General features: G+C 36.4%; 19 protein-coding genes and 1 tRNA gene. 7 read left to right on the forward strand and 13 right to left on the reverse strand.

Annotated elements, in window-relative coordinates:
• Positions 1-61: 61 nt before the first annotated feature.
• The 3 genes from OLM61_RS18060 to pheT all read left to right on the forward strand — a co-directional run bounded on the left by OLM61_RS18060 (position 62) and on the right by pheT (position 4,925).
• Positions 62-1,372 (forward strand): TolC family protein, encoded by a 1,311-nt coding sequence (locus tag OLM61_RS18060; RefSeq protein WP_264523987.1) that lies wholly within the window; start codon positions 62-64, stop codon positions 1,370-1,372.
• A 27-nt stretch (positions 1,373-1,399) separates the two neighbouring features.
• Entirely contained in the window at positions 1,400-2,263 is an 864-nt protein-coding gene (locus tag OLM61_RS18065; protein ID WP_264523988.1) for a bestrophin family protein, read from the forward strand.
• Positions 2,264-2,504: 241 nt separating this feature from the next.
• A complete protein-coding gene (pheT, locus tag OLM61_RS18070) occupies positions 2,505-4,925 on the forward strand; it encodes a phenylalanine--tRNA ligase subunit beta (RefSeq protein ID WP_264523989.1) in 2,421 nt (806 codons plus the stop codon).
• A gap of 191 nt (positions 4,926-5,116) precedes the next feature.
• Here pheT and OLM61_RS18075 read toward each other — a convergent pair whose 3' ends face one another.
• Complete coding sequence (locus tag OLM61_RS18075) at positions 5,117-5,629, reverse strand: adenine phosphoribosyltransferase (RefSeq protein ID WP_264523990.1); 513 nt, start codon at positions 5,627-5,629, stop codon at positions 5,117-5,119.
• Between the two features lie 117 nt (positions 5,630-5,746).
• On the opposite strand from OLM61_RS18075, the gene OLM61_RS18080 reads away from it, so the two are divergent.
• Positions 5,747-5,820 (forward strand) — tRNA-Arg (locus OLM61_RS18080).
• A gap of 326 nt (positions 5,821-6,146) precedes the next feature.
• Entirely contained in the window at positions 6,147-7,298 is a 1,152-nt protein-coding gene (locus tag OLM61_RS18085; protein WP_264523991.1) for a PepSY-associated TM helix domain-containing protein, read from the forward strand.
• Positions 7,299-7,441: 143 nt separating this feature from the next.
• Here OLM61_RS18085 and OLM61_RS18090 read toward each other — a convergent pair whose 3' ends face one another.
• From OLM61_RS18090 to OLM61_RS18120, 7 genes are all read right to left on the reverse strand, one after another.
• Positions 7,442-8,431, reverse strand: a complete 990-nt coding sequence (locus tag OLM61_RS18090) for a TIGR03571 family LLM class oxidoreductase (RefSeq protein WP_264523992.1) — start codon at positions 8,429-8,431, stop codon at positions 7,442-7,444.
• Between the two features lie 43 nt (positions 8,432-8,474).
• Positions 8,475-9,698, reverse strand: coding sequence for an MFS transporter (locus OLM61_RS18095; protein WP_264523993.1), 1,224 nt, complete (start codon positions 9,696-9,698; stop codon positions 8,475-8,477).
• 187 nt (positions 9,699-9,885) lie between these two features.
• Entirely contained in the window at positions 9,886-10,014 is a 129-nt protein-coding gene (locus OLM61_RS18100) for a hypothetical protein (protein WP_264523994.1), read from the reverse strand.
• 98 nt (positions 10,015-10,112) lie between these two features.
• Complete coding sequence (locus tag OLM61_RS18105; protein ID WP_264523995.1) at positions 10,113-10,685, reverse strand: Crp/Fnr family transcriptional regulator; 573 nt, start codon at positions 10,683-10,685, stop codon at positions 10,113-10,115.
• A gap of 113 nt (positions 10,686-10,798) precedes the next feature.
• Positions 10,799-12,211 (reverse strand): TolC family protein, encoded by a 1,413-nt coding sequence (locus tag OLM61_RS18110; RefSeq protein WP_264523996.1) that lies wholly within the window; start codon positions 12,209-12,211, stop codon positions 10,799-10,801.
• 1 nt (position 12,212) lies between these two features.
• The gene (locus tag OLM61_RS18115) at positions 12,213-15,380 is read right to left on the reverse strand and encodes an efflux RND transporter permease subunit (protein WP_264523997.1); all 3,168 of its coding nucleotides are present in this window, start codon (positions 15,378-15,380) and stop codon (positions 12,213-12,215) included.
• Positions 15,381-15,400: 20 nt separating this feature from the next.
• Positions 15,401-16,537, reverse strand: coding sequence for an efflux RND transporter periplasmic adaptor subunit (locus tag OLM61_RS18120; protein ID WP_264523998.1), 1,137 nt, complete (start codon positions 16,535-16,537; stop codon positions 15,401-15,403).
• 198 nt (positions 16,538-16,735) lie between these two features.
• Between OLM61_RS18120 and OLM61_RS18125 the strand changes: the two genes are divergently transcribed.
• Together OLM61_RS18125 and ilvN are read left to right on the forward strand one after the other, a co-directional pair.
• On the forward strand, positions 16,736-17,620 hold the full coding sequence (locus OLM61_RS18125) for a LysR family transcriptional regulator (protein ID WP_264523999.1): 885 nt from the start codon (positions 16,736-16,738) through the stop codon (positions 17,618-17,620).
• A gap of 435 nt (positions 17,621-18,055) precedes the next feature.
• The gene (gene ilvN, locus OLM61_RS18130; RefSeq protein WP_264524000.1) at positions 18,056-18,556 is read left to right on the forward strand and encodes an acetolactate synthase small subunit; all 501 of its coding nucleotides are present in this window, start codon (positions 18,056-18,058) and stop codon (positions 18,554-18,556) included.
• Positions 18,557-18,608: 52 nt separating this feature from the next.
• Here the strand turns inward: ilvN and OLM61_RS18135 are convergent, their stop codons facing one another.
• From OLM61_RS18135 to OLM61_RS18155, 5 genes are all read right to left on the reverse strand, one after another.
• The gene (locus OLM61_RS18135) at positions 18,609-19,187 is read right to left on the reverse strand and encodes a DUF4833 domain-containing protein (RefSeq protein ID WP_264524001.1); all 579 of its coding nucleotides are present in this window, start codon (positions 19,185-19,187) and stop codon (positions 18,609-18,611) included.
• A 173-nt stretch (positions 19,188-19,360) separates the two neighbouring features.
• Positions 19,361-19,792 (reverse strand): GtrA family protein, encoded by a 432-nt coding sequence (locus OLM61_RS18140; protein ID WP_264524002.1) that lies wholly within the window; start codon positions 19,790-19,792, stop codon positions 19,361-19,363.
• A gap of 1 nt (position 19,793) precedes the next feature.
• Positions 19,794-20,480 carry a CDP-alcohol phosphatidyltransferase family protein gene (locus OLM61_RS18145; protein WP_264524003.1) on the reverse strand — a complete coding sequence of 229 codons (687 nt, stop codon included), beginning with the start codon at positions 20,478-20,480 and terminating at the stop codon, positions 19,794-19,796.
• Between the two features lie 153 nt (positions 20,481-20,633).
• The gene (locus OLM61_RS18150; RefSeq protein WP_264524004.1) at positions 20,634-21,440 is read right to left on the reverse strand and encodes a phytanoyl-CoA dioxygenase family protein; all 807 of its coding nucleotides are present in this window, start codon (positions 21,438-21,440) and stop codon (positions 20,634-20,636) included.
• Positions 21,441-21,668: 228 nt separating this feature from the next.
• A complete protein-coding gene (locus OLM61_RS18155) occupies positions 21,669-22,457 on the reverse strand; it encodes an SDR family NAD(P)-dependent oxidoreductase (RefSeq protein ID WP_264524005.1) in 789 nt (262 codons plus the stop codon).
• Between the last annotated feature and the right edge of the window lie 147 nt (positions 22,458-22,604).

The raw sequence follows: 22,604 nt of genomic DNA on the forward strand, positions 1-22,604 counted from the left end.
GAAACCTATAGAAGCTGCGGTCTTCTTTTTAAAGAACCAACCGCAGCTAATCCTTCATCACATGAAAGCTAAAATAATAGTAACAAGTCTCGTTTTATTTTTGTTTTGCACAGCAAAAACGCGCGCGCAGGAAGTCTTAACGATCGAAGACGCCATGAAGATCGCCTTAGAGAATAATTTCGAAATTAAGATTGCCAAAAACAACTCTAAAATAAGCGAAACCAATGTAACCATTGGAAATGCCGGAATGCTGCCATCGGCTACTGCTTCGGTAACAGACAACAACAGTGTTACCAACTCCTCACAAACACGTCAGGACGGAACTTCTACCTCCTTAAAAAATGCCAAAAACAACAGTTTGGCCTATGGAGTAAGTCTGGGATGGACGGTTTTTGACGGAATGAAAATGTTTGCCCGACTGGATCAGCTTAAAGAATTACAAAAGCTGGGCGATTCTGAATTAAAAAGAACCATATTGGTAAAAATTGGTCAGGTAAACACCGCTTATTTTGATCTGGTACAGCAACAACAGCAATTATCGGCACTCGATACTACAATCGTAATTTCGAAACAGCGACTAACACTGGCGCAAAATCGCTTTAGCATTGGAAAAGCTTCCAAACTGGAAGTTTTGAACGCTCAGGTGGATTTAAACTCCGATCAGGTTGCTTTACTGAGACAAAAAGAATCTTATGCTAATGCTAAAATATTACTGAATCAGTATTTAGCCCGTGATGCCAAAATAAACTTTACCGTAACCGATGTAGTTACTGTAGACAATAAACTGGTTTTGGTTGATTTAATCGATTTGGCACAGAAACAAAATCCTGCTTTGGAAGCACAAATTATCAACAAACGCATTGCCGAACTTCAGTTAAAACAGGTCAAAGCAGATCGTTATCCGGTGGTAAATCTGACTTCGGGCTACAACTTTAACGAAAGTCAGTCGAGTCTTGGATTTACGAGTCAAGCTTCTTCCAAAGGTTTTAATTACGGTTTTAATGCTACTTTAAACCTGTTTGATGGTCTAAATCAGCACCGAAATGAAAAAGTAGCCAAACTGCAGATCGAAAATTCGCAGATTGCCATAGAACAGCAAAACATGATTTTAAGTACGCAATTAAGCACTGCTTTTCAAACCTACTTAACCAATCTGGAACTGATTGGATTAGAGGAAGACAACGTAACCATTGCAAAGCAGAATTTAGATATTACTTTAGACAAGTTTAAAATAGGAACCATTACCACTATTGATTTCAGAACAGCTCAGCTGAATTATGTGAATGCAAAAGTACGCTACAGCAACGCGCAATTTCAGGCAAAATTATCTGAAATTGCCCTGAAAGAATTAGCCGGAAATATTAATTTTTAAAGTAAATTTGTTTCAAAACAGATTCAAATGATTTCATACAACACCAAAGATTGGTTTACTTTTATCTTTCATTTTCATAAATCGGATACCGTTAGAAAACTGCTGCCGATCATGATTGCTATCGGAGTTTACTCCTCAATAGTTGGGTATCTTGAAGTCTCTTATTTTAAAATTGGTAAAAACGATTATATTCCCAACATCCCGATCATGCACGGGATGTTGGGTTTTGTTATATCCTTGTTATTGGTTTTCAGAACCAACACGGCGTACGATCGCTGGTGGGAAGGCCGCAAACTTTGGGGAGCCCTTGTTAATAATAGTCGAAATCTGGCTATTAAACTTTCGGCCATGCTCAAAGAGGAAAACGATCGTAAATTCTTTCGAAAGTTTATCCCTGCCTATGCCTCTGTTTTGCACAAACATCTGCACGATGCTGATACCGGCAAACAGCTTTTTGAAGATGTCGATTTAGAAATTGACCATCACAAACACAAACCAAATCAGGTAAAAAAAATAATTTTTCAAAAAGTAAACGACCTGTACGAAGCTAAAAAAATTAGCGGAGAGCAACTCATTATCCTAAACGAGGAATTACAGTCTTTTACAGACATCTGTGGTGCGTGCGAGAGAATCAAAAACACCCCTATTCCCTACTCTTACAGTGCTTTTATTAAAAAGTTCATCTTCTTTTATACCATGACATTACCCTTTGGTTATTCTGTAAGTCTAGGATATTATGTGGCACCAGTCGTGGTTTTTATTTTTTATGTATTGGCAAGTTTAGAGCTTATTGCCGAAGAAATTGAAGATCCGTTTGGTGATGATGAAAACGATCTGCCAACAAAAAAGATCTCGGAAAACATCAAAAAACACATTGAAGAACTGATTTAACTAAAATGAGTTGTTTGCTCATTTTTCTCGCAGATTTAGCAGATTTAGCAGATTCTTTTTCCTTGGATTGTGTTTCTTTTGATAGCTTCAATTAATACGAAGCAAAAGTTTTATATGTTTAGAATAATAATGTTTTAAGTGAACAACTATAAAACAGTCTGAAAAAAGCAAATAAATTGTTTCTTACTACAATGTGCAATCCTTATATTTGTAACCTCATACAAGAACAAAAAAAGTCAAAATGAAAATATCTTACAATTGGTTAAAACAATTTATAAAAACGGACTGGCCATCTGATCAAACTTCAGAATTACTAACAGATTTAGGGCTTGAAGTAGAAGTTGTCGAAAAATACCAATCGATCAAAGGCGGTTTGCAAGGTGTTGTTGTAGGACATGTATTGACTTGCGAAAAACATCCTGATGCCGACAGATTAAAAGTTACAACTGTAAATATTGGTTTAGAAGCGCCTATACAAATTGTTTGTGGTGCTGCTAACGTTGCCGCAGGACAAAAAGTACCTGTTGCTACGATAGGAACCGTTTTATATGACAAAGAAGGTTCTGAGTTTACCATTAAAAAAGGAAAAATCCGCGGAATGGAAAGCCATGGAATGATTTGTGCCGAAGACGAATTAGGCTTAGGAACAGGTCATGACGGAATTATGGTTTTGGCTGAGAATCTGGTTCCAGGAACTGCAGCTTCAGAAGTTTTTAAGGTTGTTAATGACGAAGTTTTCGAAATCGGATTGACTCCAAACCGTGCTGATGCCATGAGTCACCTGGGTACTGCCCGTGATTTAAGAGCGGGTATGCTACAACGCGGTGTAAATATTGAGTTGATCACTCCTTCTGTAAGCAATTTCAGAGTAGACATGCGTACGCTGAAAATTGACGTTAATGTTGAAGAACCACTTTTAGCACCAAGATACTGCGGAGTAACGATTTCAGGAATTACAGTTCAAGAGTCTCCGGCATGGTTACAAGACCGTCTAAAAGCGATCGGACTGACTCCAAAAAATAATATTGTCGATGTTACTAATTATGTTTTACACGAATTAGGACAGCCTTTACATGCATTTGATGCAGCAAAAATCAACGGAAAAGTAATTGTAAAAACACTTCCTGAAGGAACTAAATTTGTGACTTTAGACGATGTGGAAAGAACTTTACACAAAGAAGATCTGATGATTTGCGATGAAAAAGGACCACTTTGCATCGCAGGGGTTTTTGGAGGTAAAAAATCGGGAGTAACAGAAGGAACTACCGCTATATTCCTTGAAAGTGCTTATTTTGATGCTGTAAGCGTGCGTAAAACTGCTAAAAGACATCAACTGAATACCGATGCTTCTTTCAGATTTGAAAGAGGTATTGACCCAACGATTACCGAATATGCTTTAAAACGTGCTGCACTTTTAATTCAGGAAGTAGCCGGAGGAAAAATCACTTCTGACGTTATTGAGGTTTATCCTAAAAAAGTAGAAGATTTTTCAGTTTTATTGAATTTCAGCCACGTTTCGAAAATTATCGGTCAGGAAATTCCAAAAGATACCATCAAAAAAATCCTGGTTTCATTGGACATAAAAGTAAATAGTGTTTCAGATTCAGGTTTAGGTTTAACGATTCCTGCTTACCGTGTAGACGTACAGCGTGAAATTGACGTAATCGAGGAAATTTTGAGAGTTTACGGATACAACAACATTAATTTTTCTAAAAAATTCAATGCTACGGTAGCTAACGCCCCAAGAACCGAAGATTATAAAGTGCAAAATGTAATTGCCTCACAACTGAACTCACAAGGGTTTCACGAAATGATGGCGAACTCTTTAACTACAGCCGCCTATGCAAAATTATCGACTGCATTAAAAGAAGAGCACAATGTTACGATGCTAAATCCTTTAAGCAGTGATTTATCGACCATGCGTCAGTCTTTATTGTTTTCAGGATTGGAAGCGATCTCCTATAACATCAACAGAAAGAACTCGGATTTAAAATTGTTTGAATTCGGAAAGTCGTATCACAAATATCTTAACGGATATGAGGAGCACAAACACCTTACTTTGTTGATTTCAGGAAACCGAAACAAAGAAAGCTGGACCAACCCTCAAAAAGCTACTGATTTCTTTTTACTAAAAGGATATGTAAAAGGAGTGTTGTCGCGTTTGGGAATTGATAAAATCACCAATGCGCCTGTGCAATCTGATGTTTTCTCAGAAGGAACGGCAATTTGCTACAATAACGAAACTTTAGTAGAAACCGGAGTGATCAAAAAGTCGATATTGAAACATTTCGGAATCAAGCAGGATGTTTATTTTGCTGATTTCAACTGGGATCTGATTTTAAAAATCATTACCGGAAAAATTAAGTATACCGAAATTCCAAAATACCCTGAAGTTCGCAGAGATTTGGCCTTATTGATTGATAAAAGCACGACGTACGAAAGTATTTTTAATCTTGCCAGACAAACCGAAAAGTCTCTTTTAAAAGACATCAACCTATTTGATGTTTACGAAGGAAACAAGCTTCCGGAAGGTAAAAAATCATATGCGTTGAGTTTCACCATTCAGGACAATACCAAAACGCTTACAGATGCTCAAATTGACAAAATCATGTCGAAACTACAGCAAACGTTTGAAACTGAACTTGGAGCAACTTTAAGATAAGTTTTTAAATATCAAATTCCAAATCCCAATTCTGAATATACTTTAGAATTGGGATTTTTTTTATCTGTTTTTAGATTCTAGCTCCTAAGATTTTTGATTAACTATTGATGGTTTCTGATGTGAAATGTTAGATGTTAGAGACAATATAAAATCGGAAATCAAAAATCGTTAATCTACATTCTAAAATCAAATTAATAGGTGATAGCGGCAAAGATGGGATGTTTGCTTATTTTTTCTCTTCCGTTAAGGAAACCAAGCTCCATTAGGAAGTTGCATTGCACGATCTCCCCTCCTAGTTGCTCCACCAATTCACAAACGGCTTTTGCGGTTCCGCCTGTTGCCAAAACATCATCGTGAATCAAAACCCTGTCTCCTTTCTTTATCGCGTCTGTGTGCATCTCTAAACTGTCTGTACCGTATTCGAGTTCGTAAGAAGCCGAAATCGTGTCGTAAGGCAGCTTATTTGGTTTTCTTACGGGAACAAAGCCCGCATTCAGTTCCTGCGCCAGTAAAATCCCAAAAAAGAAGCCCCTGCTTTCAGCTCCGACTACTTTATCGATTTTTTGCCCTTTTAAAGATTCTGCCAGAATAGAAACTGCCTCTTTTCGGGCAATGGGGTCATTTAGCAGCGGAGTGATGTCTTTGAATAAAATTTCTTTTTTTGGAAATCCCTGAATATCACGTATGTAATTTTTAATCTGCATTTATTTTTACTTTTATGTTATTTTATGCTTGTATATCTCACATTTATGTCTATCTTTGCACCCGCAAACAGCAATCAACAAAGCTACTAAAAAATAGCTTATTGATAATAAAAAAAAGGCCTCGTGGCGCAACTGAATAGCGCATCTGATTACGGCTCAGAAGGTTACTGGTTTGAATCCAGTCGAGGTCACGAAAATCCCATTTCTTTCGAAGTGGGATTTTTTTTTTTGCCCTTTAGAAAATAATTGTCCTAAACAGTAACGGTCCAGATTAAGCGTAGCACTTAAATTCTTTGAGTAAAAATTGGCATCTAATCTCTCCCTCTCTTCAGATCTTTCCCCGAATGCATATAAACACTTTAACTTGTAATTATTTTTATTTAGAATAGTTAAATATTATCTTGTTTCTCAATAGTTTTAATAATAGTTTTGCAGACCAATTAAATCTTTTGAAGCTGAAACAACTTACGTGGTTTCCTTCTTAATATAATTGTACTTAATGCTTTTATATAACTAAATGAGAAAATTTCTAAATAAAATACATTTATGGCTCGGGCTTGTAACCGGATTAGTTGTATTTGTAAGTATGCTGGCGGCCAGTATTTTTGTCTGGGAAGAAGAATTATCTGCCTGGTATCATAAAGATAAAATTTTTGTTCCTGAAGTGAAGAGTACTGTTCTACCCCTTGACAGTCTTTATGCTACTATAAAACTAAAATATCCATTTGCAGATTATGCTACAATTAGCCATAATCCAAAAAAAAGTTATGTATTTAACAGCTACGAAGAAAATACAGCACCGCATTGGACAGCAGCTTCAGATTGCAAAAGCTACAGTAACATTTATATTGATCAATATACAGGTAAAGAATTAGGGGAAGTTGATTTAAGATACGATTGGATCTTTAATCTCAGAGTACTGCATCAAAATTTGCTGCTTACTTATGATGTAGGTCATTATATAGTTGGATTTTCGACCTTATTTATTTTCGTTTTAATTTTAACCGGAATCTATTTATGGTGGCCAAAAAATAAAGCAGCTTTAAAACAAAGGGTCTGGTTTCGTTGGAAAAGCACCACAAAGTGGAAACGCAAAAATTATGATTTCCACAATATAGGCGGTATTTATACTTTTATATTTATTCTGATTTTTGCCATTACTGGATTGGTCTGGACATTTGACTGGTGGACCAACGGAATATATAGAATTCTGGGTAATGATCCTGAAAAGGTATGGGCCAAAACCCCTGAAATTTCCAAAGTAAACACTGTGAATACACAAAATCCTTTTGAGTACATGGTTCAGGACATTAAGGTTAAAATTCCTAAATGGACTTCTATTGGTTTATCACTACCTGAAAAACCTACTAAAGAAGCTGTTCCGGTTGCGACTTTTATCAAACACGAAGGAAGTTCGGGCTGGGACGAATCTGATATTTATACTTATAACAGTGTCTCAGCAAAAAATTATTATACCGTTAAGCATAAAGACAAAACGCTGGGAGCAAAATGGAGAAACAGCAATTATGCAATTCATACGGGAAGTATTTATGGCTTTCCCACTAAATTGTTAGCTTCTTTAGTTTCTTTGTTTTGCGCTTTACTTCCAGTCAGTGGTTTTTTGATTTGGTGGGGAAGAAATAAGAAAAACAATCGAAAATCAAATTAGAATGGTTTGTAAACTGTTCAGTAACGGTCACAAAAAATCCCACTTCTTTCGAAATGGGATTTTTTTTTATCCTTCTTCTTCTATAACTGCATTTTAAAGTTTGAAAGATCTGCAAAGTCAAAAGGCATAAACCATTAACTACTTTAAGCATTTGAATTTTGTAAATTCAGGGGATAAAAATGTGGCAGAACCTCTTGTCCAATCAATTTTAAGGCTTCTTCCAACGGAACTTCTGATTTTCTTAAATGAAGTGCCATGTGGTTTACCCCTGCCAATTCATATAAACGCAGTAATTTCGTTAATCCATTAATACCAACAGCGCCACCAAAACGATGCGGTGTAAAAGGAGCATCAGGATTCTTTAAAAGATTTAAGTGGAAAGCTGATATATAAGGTTTCGATGCCTGATTGTTATCATAAAGTGCATTTTTCCATTCTCTTACCAAAACTTCCGTGTCTGCAACATTTCTTGGATAATTGAACCAGCCCTGCATGTTTTGAGCGATCCAATCCATACTTTGTTTTGCTCTTCCGGCTAAAATCCACGGAATTTCATTTTTAGGTTTTGGGTAAACTTGAATTTCATTGGATAAACCTTCATAATATTGATTCAGCTCGCTTTGCTCTTTCCATGCTTCTTTGATTATCTCATGGTTTAAAGCAAATCTTTCTGCTCTGGTTTCAAAATCAAATCCAAACAAAGGAAATTCTACAGGACGATCGCCTAAACCAACACCAAAAAGATAACGGCTTTCAGATAAATTTTCGATAGTTGCAATTGCTTTTGCCAATTGAAGCGGATCATGCAAAGGCAGTACAACCGCCGCAGTCCCAATGGCAATAGAATCGGTAATGGCAGCAACATACCCCAGATACGATAAGGTGTCAAAAATTTGAGCGCCATCTCCAAAACCCGGATCATATACCGGAACTTCGCGCATCCATAAAGCAGCAAATCCAAGTTTGTCTGCCAGTTTAATAAGTTCTGTGTGTTTGCTTATATCAGGAATCCCAAAAGGACGTGCTTGTTTTTTTCTTTTTTTCTCTCCTTCAAGAGACCAGTCGTTGTCTAATGGAAATTCTAGTCCAAGAGTCATTCGGCCGGGTATATGTATTTTACAAATTGTTTTCATTTTTAAATTAAATTAACGGTTAACAGATTACGAGTTATTTTAATTATTTGCTTTCTTTTTTACTTGATATTTTTGAGCTCAGTAAGGTTGCACCTATCGCAAGTACTACAAACAAAGCACCAACCCAAGGAGTAGATTCGAGTCCTAAAGTAGATTCTACTACTAATCCGCCTACATAGGCCCCAATGGCAATCCCCACATTAAAAGCTGCGATGTTAAAGGCAGATGCCACGTCTTCGGTTCCGGGCAGGTAACGTTCTGCCAGTTGAACCACGTACAATTGTAATCCCGGAACATTTGAAAATGATAAAGCTCCCATGATAAACAAAGTAATAATTCCAAAAAGAGAATCACTTGCCGTGAATGTAAAAACCAGCAATGCAATCGCCTGTAAAACAAACATCCACAATAATGCTTTCAGCGGATTTTTATTTGCTGCTTTCCCTCCTATAAGATTCCCGAAAGCGATCGCTATTCCGTACAATACAAGCACTACATTCACCATTGATTCAGAAAGCCCCATGATTTTTTGAAGTATTGGAGACAAATAAGTAAAGGCAACAAAAGTTCCTCCATACCCCAGCGTAGTCATTAAAAAAGCCAACAGCAATCGACCGTTTGCTATTACTTTAAACTGGTCTTTTATTGCGATTGTTTTTTCATTTTCGATTTTATTTGGGAGTAAAATCCAACCCGAAATCAAGCCAATCAGTCCTAAAACAGCAACTCCAATAAAAGTAGCACGCCATCCAAATTCTTGTCCAATAAAGGTTCCGAAAGGTACTCCGGTAACAATAGCAACCGTTAAACCTGTAAACATAATAGAAATTGCCGATGCTCTTTTATCAGGTGATACTAATGAAGCGGCAATGGTAGAACCTATCGAAAAGAAAACCCCATGAGCCAATCCTGTAATGATTCTTGCCATAACCAAGGTATAAAAACCAGGTGCTATTGAAGCAAGACCATTTCCTATAATAAATACAATCATTAACCAGATGAGTAATTTTTTTCTTGGAATACTTCCTGTTAAGGCTGTTAGTATTGGTGCTCCAATGGCAACACCAATGGCATATAAACTCACCAGTAATCCTGCTGATGGAATACTAATATTTAAATCTGTGGCAACTGTTGGCAATAAACCCACAATAACAAACTCTGTGGTACCAATTCCAAATGCGCTTATTGTTAATGCCCATAGCGCTGCAGGCAGTCTTTTTCGTGTAGTGGCAGTTTGTGCTATAACTGCTGTTTCATTTGTTTTCATATCGTTGTTTCAAATAAAATTATAAATGATTTAGGAGGGGAAAGGTTTAAAAAGGCAAGAGAAATAAGAGAATGCCCCGAAGGACATCCTCCTATCCTACAACCAGTTTAATCAATCTTAATGTGTCCTATAGGGTAAAGGAGAATGTTATTATTTAATCCCGCTGGATTATGAATTTCAATGCCGGCTATAAATGAGGAATGTTTCCAGGAATTGCTTCCAGAACTATTGACATTCTTTCTGATTTATTTTGTGCATTATTTGCAGTACCTAAAAAAGCGGTAACTGCCTGCATAAAATAGTGGATCGTTTTCATAATTGCATTGTTTAAAATTAACAGTACAAAGTTCTAACGATAACACAAGATATGCGAGGAGGAACATCACAGTTTTGAAGTGATGTAGATCACACTTTTTATCCCTTAAAGCGGCTGAGGGTTTCGCGGGTAACACCTAAATAAGAAGCCAAAAGCTTTTTAGGAACACGCTGAATTAGCAAAGGAAGTTTTTTGATAAGATTATTATAGCGTTCTTCGGCTGTTTGCGTCAGTAAAGACATGATGCGTTGCTGCAGAGCGATATAACCATAATGCGATTTAATTCTGAAGAAATTAGTCATTTTTGGAATTTCACTACACAGTTTTTCCCTGTTTTCTAATCGAAGACAAAAGAATTCTGAATCTTCAATACAATCAATAAACAAAGTGGCTGGAACCTGATTCTGAAAAGCATGAAAATCGCTTGTCCAGTATTGTTCCATTGCAAACTGCAGGATATGCTCCTTACCTTCATTATCAATAGCATATGTTTTCAACAAACCGCTTATAATCCAGTATTCAGAAGGAACAAGTTCATCTTTTTGCACTAAAAACTGATGCTTTCTTAATTTCTTATAAGTAAAACAAGCTGCGACAGTTTCCCATTCTTCATCAGTTAATGGACTTATTTCTTCTATATGTTTTCTTAATTGTAAATAATGGTTCTCCATAAACTGCAAATTCTTTTAGAACTACCTGATTTAATCCTTACGAAAGTAACAAAAAACTTTTTACTGATGATGAAACAAAACTCACACGATTGGTGTGAGTTTTGAAAAACCAATTACTGCCCTCCTCCCAAAGCTCTGTAAAACTCTATATAAGCCAAAGCTTCCTGCCTTTTTAAACTCGATAAATTCAGTTCGTTTTCTATTAAATTTTGCTCTACCAGAATTACTTCTAAATAATTGGCCTGTCCATTTGTAAACAAAAGACCGGCATTGTTTATCGCTGTTTGCAACAATTCATTTTTTGATGCCGTAATTATAATTTTCTCTTTCAGTTTTTCGACTTTAACCATCGCATCCGAAACTTCTTTTGTAGCCTGCAAAACTGTTTTTCTAAATTCTTCGGTCTTTTGTTCGTAGGCAATTTTACTAACGTTAAAAGCCGTTTTTAGTTTTCGTTTGTTAAAAATAGGTTCGGTAAGTCCGCCTGCTAAAGTTCCAAATAGCGAACCCGGAATGTTTAACCAATTAGAAGATTGAAAAGAATTGAGACCGCCCGCAGCTGTTATATTCAGGGCCGGATACAAACCCGCCTGAGCAACACCTATTCGCGCCGAAGCTGCCCGTAACTCAAATTCTTTCTGACGCACATCCGGACGATTCGACATCAATGAGGCCGGAACTCCCGATGTTAATTGTTCTGGAGCCGTAAAATTAGCTTTACTTTCTGATAGTACAATTGGATCAGGCTGATTGCCCATTAAGACATTTAAAGCATTTTCCTGAATGAATTTTTCCTGTTCTAAATCGGGAATAAAGGCTTGTGTCGATTTGTATTGAACTTCGGCTTGCTGTACCGCCAGTGCAGTCGCTTCGCCGTTTTCAAACTGAACCCGGATTAGTTTAACTGTATTGTCGCTTAAAGCTAAATTTTTACGCGTTATGGCTAATTGTTCGTCGAGCATTAATAAAGTGTAATAAGACGAAGCGGCCGATGCAATCAATCTGGTCTGCAATATTTTTCTGCTTTCAAGACTTTGCAGCCATTCGTTCAGCGCCGCTTTTTTCTGATTTTTTACTTTTCCCCAGATATCAATTTCCCAGCTTAAACCTGCATTTAAGGTGTAATCTTCTACCCTTTTTGTTCCAATGGTATTGCTTAAATTAAAACCGTTCAGACCGTTTAGACTATTATCAGAATAGTAATTTCTCGAAGTTCCAATTCCTGCAGAAACTGATGGAAGCCAGGCTGCTTTTGATTCTTTCAGGTATTCCTCATTAATCTGAATCGTATTCAGCGCTATTTTCATATCATAGTTGCGCTGTAAAACATTATCAATAATATTTTGCAAAGCAGGATCTGTAAAAAAGCTTTTCCATGGCAGTAAAGTACTGTCCTTACTTTGCTGCAGTGCATTATTCCCTCGAAATTCCTGAGGCATTGCAAGGGTTGGGCGCACATAATCTTTCCCAATCTGACAGCCGGAAAACACGGCCAGAATAAGTATGTAATATAGTAGTTTCGTCATTTTAATGATTGGATTGAATTAAATGTTGATCGGTTGCAGGCGTAATTTTTAAACCAAAAAAACGTTCGTGTAAAGATTGGAATACGATAAATAAAACTGGTATTATAAAAATTCCCAGTACCACACCAAAGAACATTCCTCCTATCGTTCCCGATGCAATAGAACGGTTTCCCTGCTCTGTAGCACCTCCGGCAAAAAGCAACGGCAGTAATCCCGCAATAAAAGCAAAAGAAGTCATTAAGATTGGGCGCAATCGCAATGCCGAAGCCTGTACGGCAGATTCTACCAAAGATTTTCCTTTATGTCTCATTTGTACCGCAAACTCAACAATAAGAATGGCATTCTTGGCCAAAAGACCAATAAGCATAATCATCCCAATCTGCACATAAATATTATTAGTTACGCCTATTAAATTGATAAAAACAAAGACTCCAAATATTCCGGTTGGCAAAGACAAAATTACGGCCAGTGGTAAAAGATAACTTTCATACTGCGCTGATAACAAAAAATAGACAAACAGAATACAGATTCCGAATATAAAAATGGTTTGGTTTCCGGCCTGCTGCTCTTCTCTTGCCATTCCGGTATATTCATGCGAATAACCTAATGGAAGCGTCTCGGCAACCTCATTTATGGCTTTCATGGCATCTCCGGTTGAATACCCTTTTTTAGCCTGAACATTCAAATTAATAGAAGTCGACTGGTTCAAATGCGTAACCACTTCGGGACCAAAAACACGTTTTAATTGCACAACAGATTTAAGTGGCACCATTTTGCCCAGATCATTTTTAGCATATACTTCATTCAATGCATTTTCATCTACTCTAAAAGGCGCTTCGGCTTGTACTACCACACGATAATATTTTCCAAATCGGTTAAAATCAGAAGAATATATACTTCCAAAATAAGCCTGCATAGTTTCTAAAATCGTACTAACATCAAGTCCCAGCTGTTTGGCTTTAACCGCATCAACATCAAGCATGTATTGAGGGAATTTTGCATTAAAAGAGGTAAAAGCCGCTGCAATTTCCTTTCTTTCTTTTAACGATTTTATGAACTCATCATTTACCTGAGCCAGTTTATCGATCGAGCCTCCGGCATTGTCTTTAAGCACAACATCTAAGGCATCCACATTTCCGAACCCCGGAACGGTTGGCATCGAATACGTAAACGAAGATCCTTCGGGCAAACCATCAAATACAGTTTTGATAGAATCCATAATTTTATTGATGTCCTTAACTTTTCCCCTGTCTTCCGGCTGTTTTAAAATGGTATAAGAAGCAGCGTAGGATGGTGAAACCGTATTGGCCAATAAATTACTACCGTTCACTATCGCATTAAAATATACGCCTTCAAATTTACTCAGCTTTTTACTTGCCTGTGTGGTTACTGTCTTGGTACGTTCCAAAGAAGTTCCCGCCGGCATGCTTAAAGCGGTCATTACAAAACTTTGGTCTTCTGTAGGAATAAATGCTTGTGGCGTGCTACGTGCCAATACTATTGTTAAAATAGTGACCAAAACTAATCCGCCCAAGGCAAGCCATTTTCTTTTAATCAGAAAAAGAACAGCACTGGTATATCTTTTTGTAGCGGCATGAAAACCAATATTAAAGAGCTCGTAGAAGCGCTGTAATCCTTTTTTGTGTTTGTCCTGATACAATTCGGCATGCTTGTTTTTAAGCAAAACAGCGCATAAAGCAGGACTTAAGGTTAAAGCATTTACTGCCGAAATTACAATAGCAATAGCAAGTGTAAAAGCAAATTGTCTGTAAAACACACCAACCGGACCTTCGATTAAACCAATAGGTAAAAATACCGCCGACATTACCAAAGTAATAGATAAAATGGCTCCTGTAATTTCGCCCATAGCACTGATTGTCGCTTTTTTAGCATCGGTTGAATGGTGTTCTAATTTATGATGAACCGCCTCGACGACGACAATCGCATCATCGACCACCACTCCAATGGCCAGAACGAGCGCAAAAAGCGTCAACAAATTGATGGTGATGCCAAAAACTCCCATAAAAAAGAAGGTTCCGATAATCGCCACTGGTACTGATATGGCCGGAATCAGTGTAGAACGGAAATCCTGAAGGAAAATAAAAACAACAATAAATACCAGTATAAAAGCTTCAACCAAAGTATGCTCTACCTGATTGATAGAAGCATCCAGAAAGCGTTTTGTACTATAAGTGGTTCGATAACTAATTCCCTTTGGAAAACTCTTTTTGGCTTCTTCCATAAACTTCAGAATTTCAATCTGAATATCATTGGCATTAGAACCCGGAGTCTGGAAAATAGCCACTCCAATTCCAGGATGCCCGTCCAGTGTTTGTGCCGATGCATACACATGATCTAATGATCCTAATTCAATCTTGGCAACATCTTTTAAACGCAGCACAGAACCATCCGGATTTGCCCTGATTACAATATCTTCATAATCCGGTTCTTTGTTCAGTTTTCCTTTGTATTTAATAGTGTATTCAAAAGCCGTTGCGCTTCCTTCTCCTAATTTACCAGGAGCGGCTTCGATATTTTGATGGTCAATAGCCTTCATGACTTCCTGTGCTGTCATTTGATAACTTGCCAATTTTCCCGGATTCAGCCAGACACGCATGGCGTAATCCTTGCTTCCAAATACCTGTGCTTTTCCAACTCCCTGAATACGCTGAATTCCCGGAACAATATTAATAAGATCGTAATTGTTCAGGAAAGCCGAATCGTAATTGGGATTGGTGCTTTCGAGATCAATAATCATGATCATACTGTTGTTTTGTTTCGAAGTATTAATACCGGTTTTTACTACTTCCTGAGGCAGTTGATTGGTGGCCTGCGAAACTCTGTTCTGCACATTAATTGCCGCCTGATCCGGATTGGTTCCCAGTTTAAAATAAACAGTAATCGTTAAAGTACCATCGTTTGAAGAAGACGATGTCATGTAGATCATATTTTCTACTCCGTTAATTACCTGTTCTAAGGGCGTGGCTACAGAACGGGCAACGGCTTCGGCGCTGGCTCCGGGGTAACGTGCGGTAACCACCACAGACGGTGGTGCAATTTCCGGAAAGGTTTCCATAGGTAATTTTTCCAGAGCCAAAAAGCCTAAAATTACCAATATAAGTGAGATGACAGTAGCCGTAACCGGCCTGTCGATTATTTTCTTTAACATAATTTAAAAAGGCTAGATTATTATTTTGAAACTTTTACCTGTATGCCTTCATGCAAGCGTTCAAGTCCTTTGGATACCAATATATCTCCAGGTTTTAATCCTTCGGAAATGATATAATTTAAAGCTGTTTTTTGTCCTATTTTTAAGGAGACACTTTTCAGTTTATTGTTTTTTTCGACCACATAAGCCATTACTTTGTTCTGCAATTCATAAGTAGCCGACTGTGGAATTTGAATTACATTTTTGTTGTATTGTGACATGATAATTTTGCCTGTATTTCCGGAACGTAAAAGCCCTCCGACATTAGGGAATGAAGCTCTAAACGTAATTGAACCTGTAGATTTATCAAATTGTCCCTGAACAATATCAACTTTGCCCTGCTCCTCGTAAACTGAATTATCAGGAAGCATTAAACGAACAGAAGGAATTCTTTTAATTTTTTCCTCTATGGTTTTTCCCGGATACTGCTGTTTAAACTGAAGAAAAGCTTCTTCACTCATCGAAAAATAGGCATACATGGTATTGATGTCTGAAACCACAGATAAGGGTTCCGGTTCGTTATGCCCTACAAGGCTTCCAACTCTATAAGGCAGTTTCCCGATATATCCGTTTACAGGAGCTTTTATCAGTGTAAACCCTTTGCTTATGGCAGCGCTTTTCTTTGCTGCCTCTGCTTGTCGAACAGCTGAATTTGCTGCGCTGAGTTCGGCTTGGGCATTTTTAAGCTGTACATCTGAAACTACTTTTCCGTCCACCAGTTTTTGGATTCTTGTGGTTTCAATTCTGGCTTTTTCCCTGTTCGCCAATGCGGTTTGCAAAGATGCTGTTGACTGATTTAACTTTTCGCTGTAAGGCGTATCGTTAATAAGAAATAACGATTGTCCTTTTCGTACATACGCCCCTTCGTCTACAAATATCTTTTCGAGATATCCTTCTGCCTGAGGTCTTATTTCAATATTGCTGATTCCTTCGAGCATACCCGAAAACTCTAATTCTGTTGTAACCGATGTGGTATCAACTGTAACGGTTGTCACTAAAGGCGCTACTGTTTTTTCTTTTTCTGCTTTGGATGTACACCCTTGTAAAACCAATAAGCAATAACCGACCATGGACGTTCGGAATATAGTACTAAGCAAAGCTTTTAAATGTTGCTGCATGACAATAAATAATTTTTAATGGATTAATAATGAATTGGATGGAAACCTCAATCTTGTTCTTTTAAATTAAAGTTTCACAAATTGCATGCAAAGGTGTATCGGAATTAATTATAAAGGAAATAGCATAATTTATAGATATCTATAAATCAATTTATACTTAATATGATAAGGAAAATAAAAAACAAGTAACTTTGCAACATGGTAGACATGGAATGGTACAGAACGTTTAAAACGATATATCAGGTGGGCACTCTGACAGGTGCTGCACAGGAACTGCTTATTTCACAACCCAATGTAAGTCAGCATTTATCGGCTCTTGAAGCTCATGTGGGCAAGCAGTTATTCGAACGTAAACCACGCCGAATGGTGCCAACAGATTATGGCAAATTATTTTATACTCAGGTAATTGATGCCATTGAGAAATTGGAATATATTGAAGCTGAATTTAGATATACACGTTCTTCCAATATTCCGCTAACTTGTATTGGTACCTCCAAAGAGTTTTTCTACAGCATGCTGTCTTCAAAAATCAGTCAGGCTCCTGCAAATCTTGTTTTTGAATTTTGTCCCTCCAAAGAATTAATGCAAAAACTAAACTCAGGAAAACTGTATTTTGTGATTACTTCGAATCGGAATGATGAAAAAGATATTGTTTATGAACCTATTCGTACTGCCAATTTGCTTCTTGTTGGCAATAAGGAATTTGACACAACCGAATTTGATCATTTTATAACCAATTCTGAATTTGATAAAGCCGAAAAATGGCTTTGCGATAAAGATTGGTATGCTTACAGCAGTGATTTGGCCATCATTAGACGATTTTGGCTGGAAAATTTTAAAAAACGCCCCACCATAAAACCCCGATTTGTTATTCCTGATTATAATTCGATTCTGAAAGGAATTCGTTTTGGTTCGGGTATTACCATAGCATCCGATTATTTAGTGCAGGATGATATAACACAAAATCATATTAAAGAAATCTGGAAAGGCCACCACCCTACTCATAATACAATTTACCTTGCTTACAATAAAAATAATGTCACAACAGATCAAATCGAAATGGTCAAAAAACTATTGAAATAATCGTTTATTTTTCAAAGATTTATTCTAAAATACATTCGTCTTTAAAACAGATATAGTTTCATTGAAAAAAAACTTTCTGTAGCATTATAAAAATCAATACATTTGTCGCACATCAAAAACACAAAATGAAAAACTTAATTAACATCTCTATTATTAGCAGCATTATTATCATTAGATAATGATCAGGGATGTTATATAAATAAGTACACAGATACCATTTAAAACCTCCCACTTCGGGAGGTTTTTTTATTTAAAATATACATGAAAAATTCAGTACAAATTATCATTATCGCAATTATCATTATTCGTCTACTCTGACGAGACAGGATTCTATTGCATAATAAAAACCTTTCTCAGTCATAAATGAGAAAGGTTTTTTTATTTCTAAAAAACACTAACTATAAATAATTGAAACAATACAGACACCCCTTTCAAATGAAACAAGAATATACTTTAACTGCGTACACAGAAGATCAAATGGGATTACTAAACAAAATAACTATCATACTTACGAGAAGAAAAATCAGTATAGAAAGTATCAATATCTCTACTTGTGAAATTGACAAAATGTACAGATGTACTCTCGTTATAAAAGAAACTTCAGAAACCGTTAGAAATATTGCGCTTCAAATCGAAAAAATTATAGAGGTTTTCAAATGCTACTACCACACCAACGAAGAAATCGCATGGAAACAAATGGGATTATTTAAAGTAATGACTTCTAGTTTCATCAACGACGCAAATATGAATCATTTACTTAAAAAATATAACGCCAGATCTATAATCATTGAGAAAGATTTTACTGTTTTTGAAGCAACAGGACAAGAAGACACCATCAATGATTTGGCGGTCGAATTAACTAATTTTGGATTAATCGAATTTATAAAAAGTGCCCGAATTGCCGTAACTCTGAATACGGAATCTTTTCATGTATAGTTTTGTTTAGAGGTATATATCGAAAACAGAGGATAACTGGCTACATCGGTGCTTATTTCAACAACATTCGTTCCGTAATTGTTTTATTGGAGGAGGCATCGATTCCGGTAACTTCGGCATACTTTACATTGGGTAACCAAAAAGAACCTCCTTCAATGCGTACAAATATTTTTTCTACTTGTATTTTCTTCTGATTTACACTTGCAAAAACACGGTACTTTTGATCGGACTCTACCTTTTTCAAGGTTAAGGGTAACTTCTTATAGGACACAAATTGAAGCTCAAACTCTTCATTATTTAAAGTTTTACTTTCGATTCCGTATGCAAATTTACGCTGTAAGTAGCTAAGATCCTTTTTTTCTCCTTTCTCAGCATATCGAATCCAATATGCTTTTACAGGATTACTTTTGTCTATTTTTCCATTCTCCTGATAGTTTATGGCATAAATAGCAGTGTTTATATTGGGGTCACGCTGAATATAAAATAGCATATTATCTATATTTTTTGGCGTTGGAAAATTTAAAGGCGATGGATTTTTGGATTGCGCCAATAGATTTTCAGAATTTATAGTGACTAAGAGCGTTATAACGATTAGTGATTTTATAAAATTTTTAAATGATAATTTATTCATAACAAAATATTTATGTAACCTGATAGCTACAATTACTTTAATATATTTCAATATAGATTTGGTGGCTAAAAAAAAGCGTTTCACTTGTTTATTGGCTATGCGTTGAATAGAGAAAACACGACCTGAACGAAGTGAACAGACAAAGTAATTACACCAAACTAGTTATTTAAATACTAATTTGACTCGACTGCATTCTTTTTTTCGTTTGTCTTAAAAACCCAATATTTAATCAGAGGATAATTAAAACCATAGGAAACAAAACTATCGGTGATTAATCTCCCGATTCTATAATCGATTTGAAATCCTTTTTGCAAAATAAGCGTACCAAATGATTTTAGGGAGATGCTTCCCAATACAACCAACGCAAATTTAAAAAGCTGACTGTTGATGCGGTTCCTGTAACCCGATTGATTTTTAAATACCCAAAATCTATTGATGCTGAAATTGATAATGGCGCCAACGGCTCCCGAGATTAGAATAGAAAAGGTAAAATGCAATTTGAATACTTCTGTCAATAAAATCATTAAACCATAATCGGTAATACCTCCTAAAAATGCCGCAACTTGTGCTTGTAGAAAAGTTAGAATGGATTTTTTCCTGAGCATATCAGTCCTGGTTTTTATCTCTTAAATCTCCTAATTTTAAAAGTTTCAAACTATCCATAGTATTGATTACAAATAGAATAATAGAGATTAAGACCGCCAGATATGTAATTGATCCATCAAATAAAACTTCAATAATTAAAATTAAAGCAATAATAAATCTAAGTTCTGTTGGACCAACAAAGCCGGAATCGATACTGTATTCATTGGTGATTTTGTAGCGCAACTGACTGATGATAATAGACCAGCCATACAGCGCGACAAAAGCAAAAGCTACTACTTGTGTACCATTTTTAGCATAAATGTAGTAGCCAAAGCCTATCAGTACAATACCGATCCAATCGGCAATAATATCGAGTGCAAAACCATACCAACGACGTGGAATGTTTCTATAATAAGCCAATCTTCCATCTAAAGAATCGCCTAACCAATTTATAACCAAACCAATAATACCAAAAAGCAAATACCAATCTGTTAAATAGGTACCTAAAACAAAAGCCAGAAAAATGAATCCCGAACCAAGTGTACCAATTAAAGTGAGTACGTTTGGCGAAATAAATCCAGGCACTTTTGGAAGTAAAAATACAATGGTTAACTGTTCTGCTCTTTTTAAAATATTAGTTCGCTTACGGTCAGAAAATGTTCTTTGTGCAATTGCACTATAATCTTCAACCTCTGTTTCTCTTCCCATTAATAGCCCAATGTTTGTAAACCAGATTGTATAACCAATTCTAGTTTAGTAATTTTTAATTTTATTTTTCCTTGGGTATTTCTAAAAAAATCGGTGGTTCTTTTTAGCTTACCTGATCTAACCAGATAACTAAATGCGATAATAAACAGCATACTATTTAACAATTCCCGCAAAACGTTGATAGAAAACCGTTGGGCTATTCTCATTTTTAGGAGCATATTTTCCAGCTATAATTGGAATATAGATAACCCTCCTTCTACTCTCTTCGCCACGGATAGTTGATTCTGCAACTCTGTGCCACAAACGGCCGTCGTGAATGGTTAAATCTCCGGCTTCCGGAATGATGGAAACTTCCTCTGGATCGGCGTTATGATCTAAAAAGTATTTTTTACGGAAGAGCATTTGATAAATGCTTTGTTTGTGCGTACCCGGAATGATTTTAAGGCCGCCATTTTCAGGTTTTAAAGTACTTAAATGGATACCCACATTGAGCATAGGGTTTAATTTTGCTCCATAAAAAATATCTCGCAAACCATCTGTATGCCAGCCCATCTTACTAAACTTACTTTCCGGACCATTGATATAATGATTGAAAACCATTCCGTCTTTTTCTTCAGTGCCTAGTCTTGCGTCATCGCCTGCCAACTGTAACAAACTATTAAATCTCGGATCAAGTAAAAGACCGCTTAAGGTTTGATGATGCTGATTGATAAAAGCAAAACGCTGTACAATCGGAGAGCCATCTAAATCTTTTCCGTATTTAATTGGAACACCATTTATTTTTTTAAGGTCATTGTCAATCCATTTTTGCTCCACTTGTTTGGAGGCATCAATGATAGATGAAACCGTTTCCGGATTTATAAATTTTTTGAAGTGGATGAAGCCGTATTGGTTAAAAAAGTTTATTTGCTCATCAGTTAATTGCTCAGTAAGGGTAAAAGTTTTATAAGAAGATATCATAATAAATAGATTTAATAAATGAAAGATTTAAGTTTTTAATTTTATCTGAAAGATTTGCAACAGCAACAACAGCAACACATTCGCATGTTGTCGTGCATTCGGTCTTTAGGAAAATTAAATTTATTTCTTTTATTATACATACTCTATAGAATTAGTCGATATTTAAAACGAAGATAATATAAATTCTCTTTTACAAAGATTTTTTTTTTATTTTTTTTTGAAAAAAAGTTAAATTTTATAGATCCCGGCTGCCGTTTTTTCGATGAATGCCTTTGGTAGTAAGCGGTTGGCATAGACCGAAATGATATTTGTAAAACCCGGAATAACTTCCGATTTTTTGCTAAACATGGCTTTTACGGCAAGTTTTGCAACTTCATCAGGCTGCATATTAAACTTTTCGGCCATTTTGCTAAAGGCATTTAAACCAGCTCTTGCAGCAAAACCGGTATCAACCGGACCCGGACTAAAACAGCTTACCGAAATTGAAGTTTGGGCAAGTTCGAAACGCAAGGCACGCGTAAACGATAAAACAAAAGCCTTTGTAGCCGAATAAACTGCCAGCGTAGGTACAGCCTGGTATGCAGCAGTACTAGATATGTTTAAAATGTAAGCTTGTTTTTGTTGTGAAAGAATGGGAACTAATAAATGGGAAAGCTCTACCACTACATTCATGTTAAGCTGCATCATGCCAAGCTGATCGGTTAGCAAAGACTGACTAAAATCGCCCCATACACCATAACCGGCATTGTTTACTAAAAGGCCAACCGGATAGTTGTTTCTTTTTATCCAATCGGCTACTTTTAACGATGCATCATTTATCGAAAGATCAATCGATAAAACAGCAGTGTTGATGCCGTATTTAACCTGAAGATCCTCAGATAGTGCTTTTAATTCTGCTTCACTTCTTGCAACAAGTAACAATGAATACCCCTGCTTAGCCAATTCATAAGCAATAGATTTCCCAATGCCTTTGCTGGCGCCAGTTATTAAGGCATACGGTTTCGTTTTTTCGCTCATTTTATTAGTTTAAGCACCAAATATAAAAATTAATTGCAAACGGTTTACTGTACAACGTACATAATGGTCTCCCTCTTCTTCCCTACCCTCTGGGACTTATTGCACTGCGCATTCTTTAAGCAGGCCATTATAAAGAATAAAAAAAAG

The organism is Flavobacterium sp. N502536, assembly GCF_025947345.1.
In the GTDB taxonomy this organism is placed as follows: domain Bacteria; phylum Bacteroidota; class Bacteroidia; order Flavobacteriales; family Flavobacteriaceae; genus Flavobacterium.

What these genes read in the sequence shown, in the direction of transcription:
- OLM61_RS18060 (WP_264523987.1), top strand. Translation starts at nt 62, where the DNA reads ATGAAAGCTAAAATAATAGTAACAAGTCTCGTTTTATTTTTGTTTTGC.
- OLM61_RS18065 (WP_264523988.1), top strand. Translation starts at nt 1,400, where the DNA reads ATGATTTCATACAACACCAAAGATTGGTTTACTTTTATCTTTCATTTT.
- pheT (WP_264523989.1), top strand. Translation starts at nt 2,505, where the DNA reads ATGAAAATATCTTACAATTGGTTAAAACAATTTATAAAAACGGACTGG.
- OLM61_RS18075 (WP_264523990.1), bottom strand. Translation starts at nt 5,629, where the DNA reads ATGCAGATTAAAAATTACATACGTGATATTCAGGGATTTCCAAAAAAA.
- OLM61_RS18085 (WP_264523991.1), top strand. Translation starts at nt 6,147, where the DNA reads ATGAGAAAATTTCTAAATAAAATACATTTATGGCTCGGGCTTGTAACC.
- OLM61_RS18090 (WP_264523992.1), bottom strand. Translation starts at nt 8,431, where the DNA reads ATGAAAACAATTTGTAAAATACATATACCCGGCCGAATGACTCTTGGA.
- OLM61_RS18095 (WP_264523993.1), bottom strand. Translation starts at nt 9,698, where the DNA reads ATGAAAACAAATGAAACAGCAGTTATAGCACAAACTGCCACTACACGA.
- OLM61_RS18100 (WP_264523994.1), bottom strand. Translation starts at nt 10,014, where the DNA reads ATGAAAACGATCCACTATTTTATGCAGGCAGTTACCGCTTTTTTAGGT.
- OLM61_RS18105 (WP_264523995.1), bottom strand. Translation starts at nt 10,685, where the DNA reads ATGGAGAACCATTATTTACAATTAAGAAAACATATAGAAGAAATAAGT.
- OLM61_RS18110 (WP_264523996.1), bottom strand. Translation starts at nt 12,211, where the DNA reads ATGACGAAACTACTATATTACATACTTATTCTGGCCGTGTTTTCCGGC.
- OLM61_RS18115 (WP_264523997.1), bottom strand. Translation starts at nt 15,380, where the DNA reads ATGTTAAAGAAAATAATCGACAGGCCGGTTACGGCTACTGTCATCTCA.
- OLM61_RS18120 (WP_264523998.1), bottom strand. Translation starts at nt 16,537, where the DNA reads ATGCAGCAACATTTAAAAGCTTTGCTTAGTACTATATTCCGAACGTCC.
- OLM61_RS18125 (WP_264523999.1), top strand. Translation starts at nt 16,736, where the DNA reads ATGGTAGACATGGAATGGTACAGAACGTTTAAAACGATATATCAGGTG.
- ilvN (WP_264524000.1), top strand. Translation starts at nt 18,056, where the DNA reads ATGAAACAAGAATATACTTTAACTGCGTACACAGAAGATCAAATGGGA.
- OLM61_RS18135 (WP_264524001.1), bottom strand. Translation starts at nt 19,187, where the DNA reads ATGAATAAATTATCATTTAAAAATTTTATAAAATCACTAATCGTTATA.
- OLM61_RS18140 (WP_264524002.1), bottom strand. Translation starts at nt 19,792, where the DNA reads ATGCTCAGGAAAAAATCCATTCTAACTTTTCTACAAGCACAAGTTGCG.
- OLM61_RS18145 (WP_264524003.1), bottom strand. Translation starts at nt 20,480, where the DNA reads ATGGGAAGAGAAACAGAGGTTGAAGATTATAGTGCAATTGCACAAAGA.
- OLM61_RS18150 (WP_264524004.1), bottom strand. Translation starts at nt 21,440, where the DNA reads ATGATATCTTCTTATAAAACTTTTACCCTTACTGAGCAATTAACTGAT.
- OLM61_RS18155 (WP_264524005.1), bottom strand. Translation starts at nt 22,457, where the DNA reads ATGAGCGAAAAAACGAAACCGTATGCCTTAATAACTGGCGCCAGCAAA.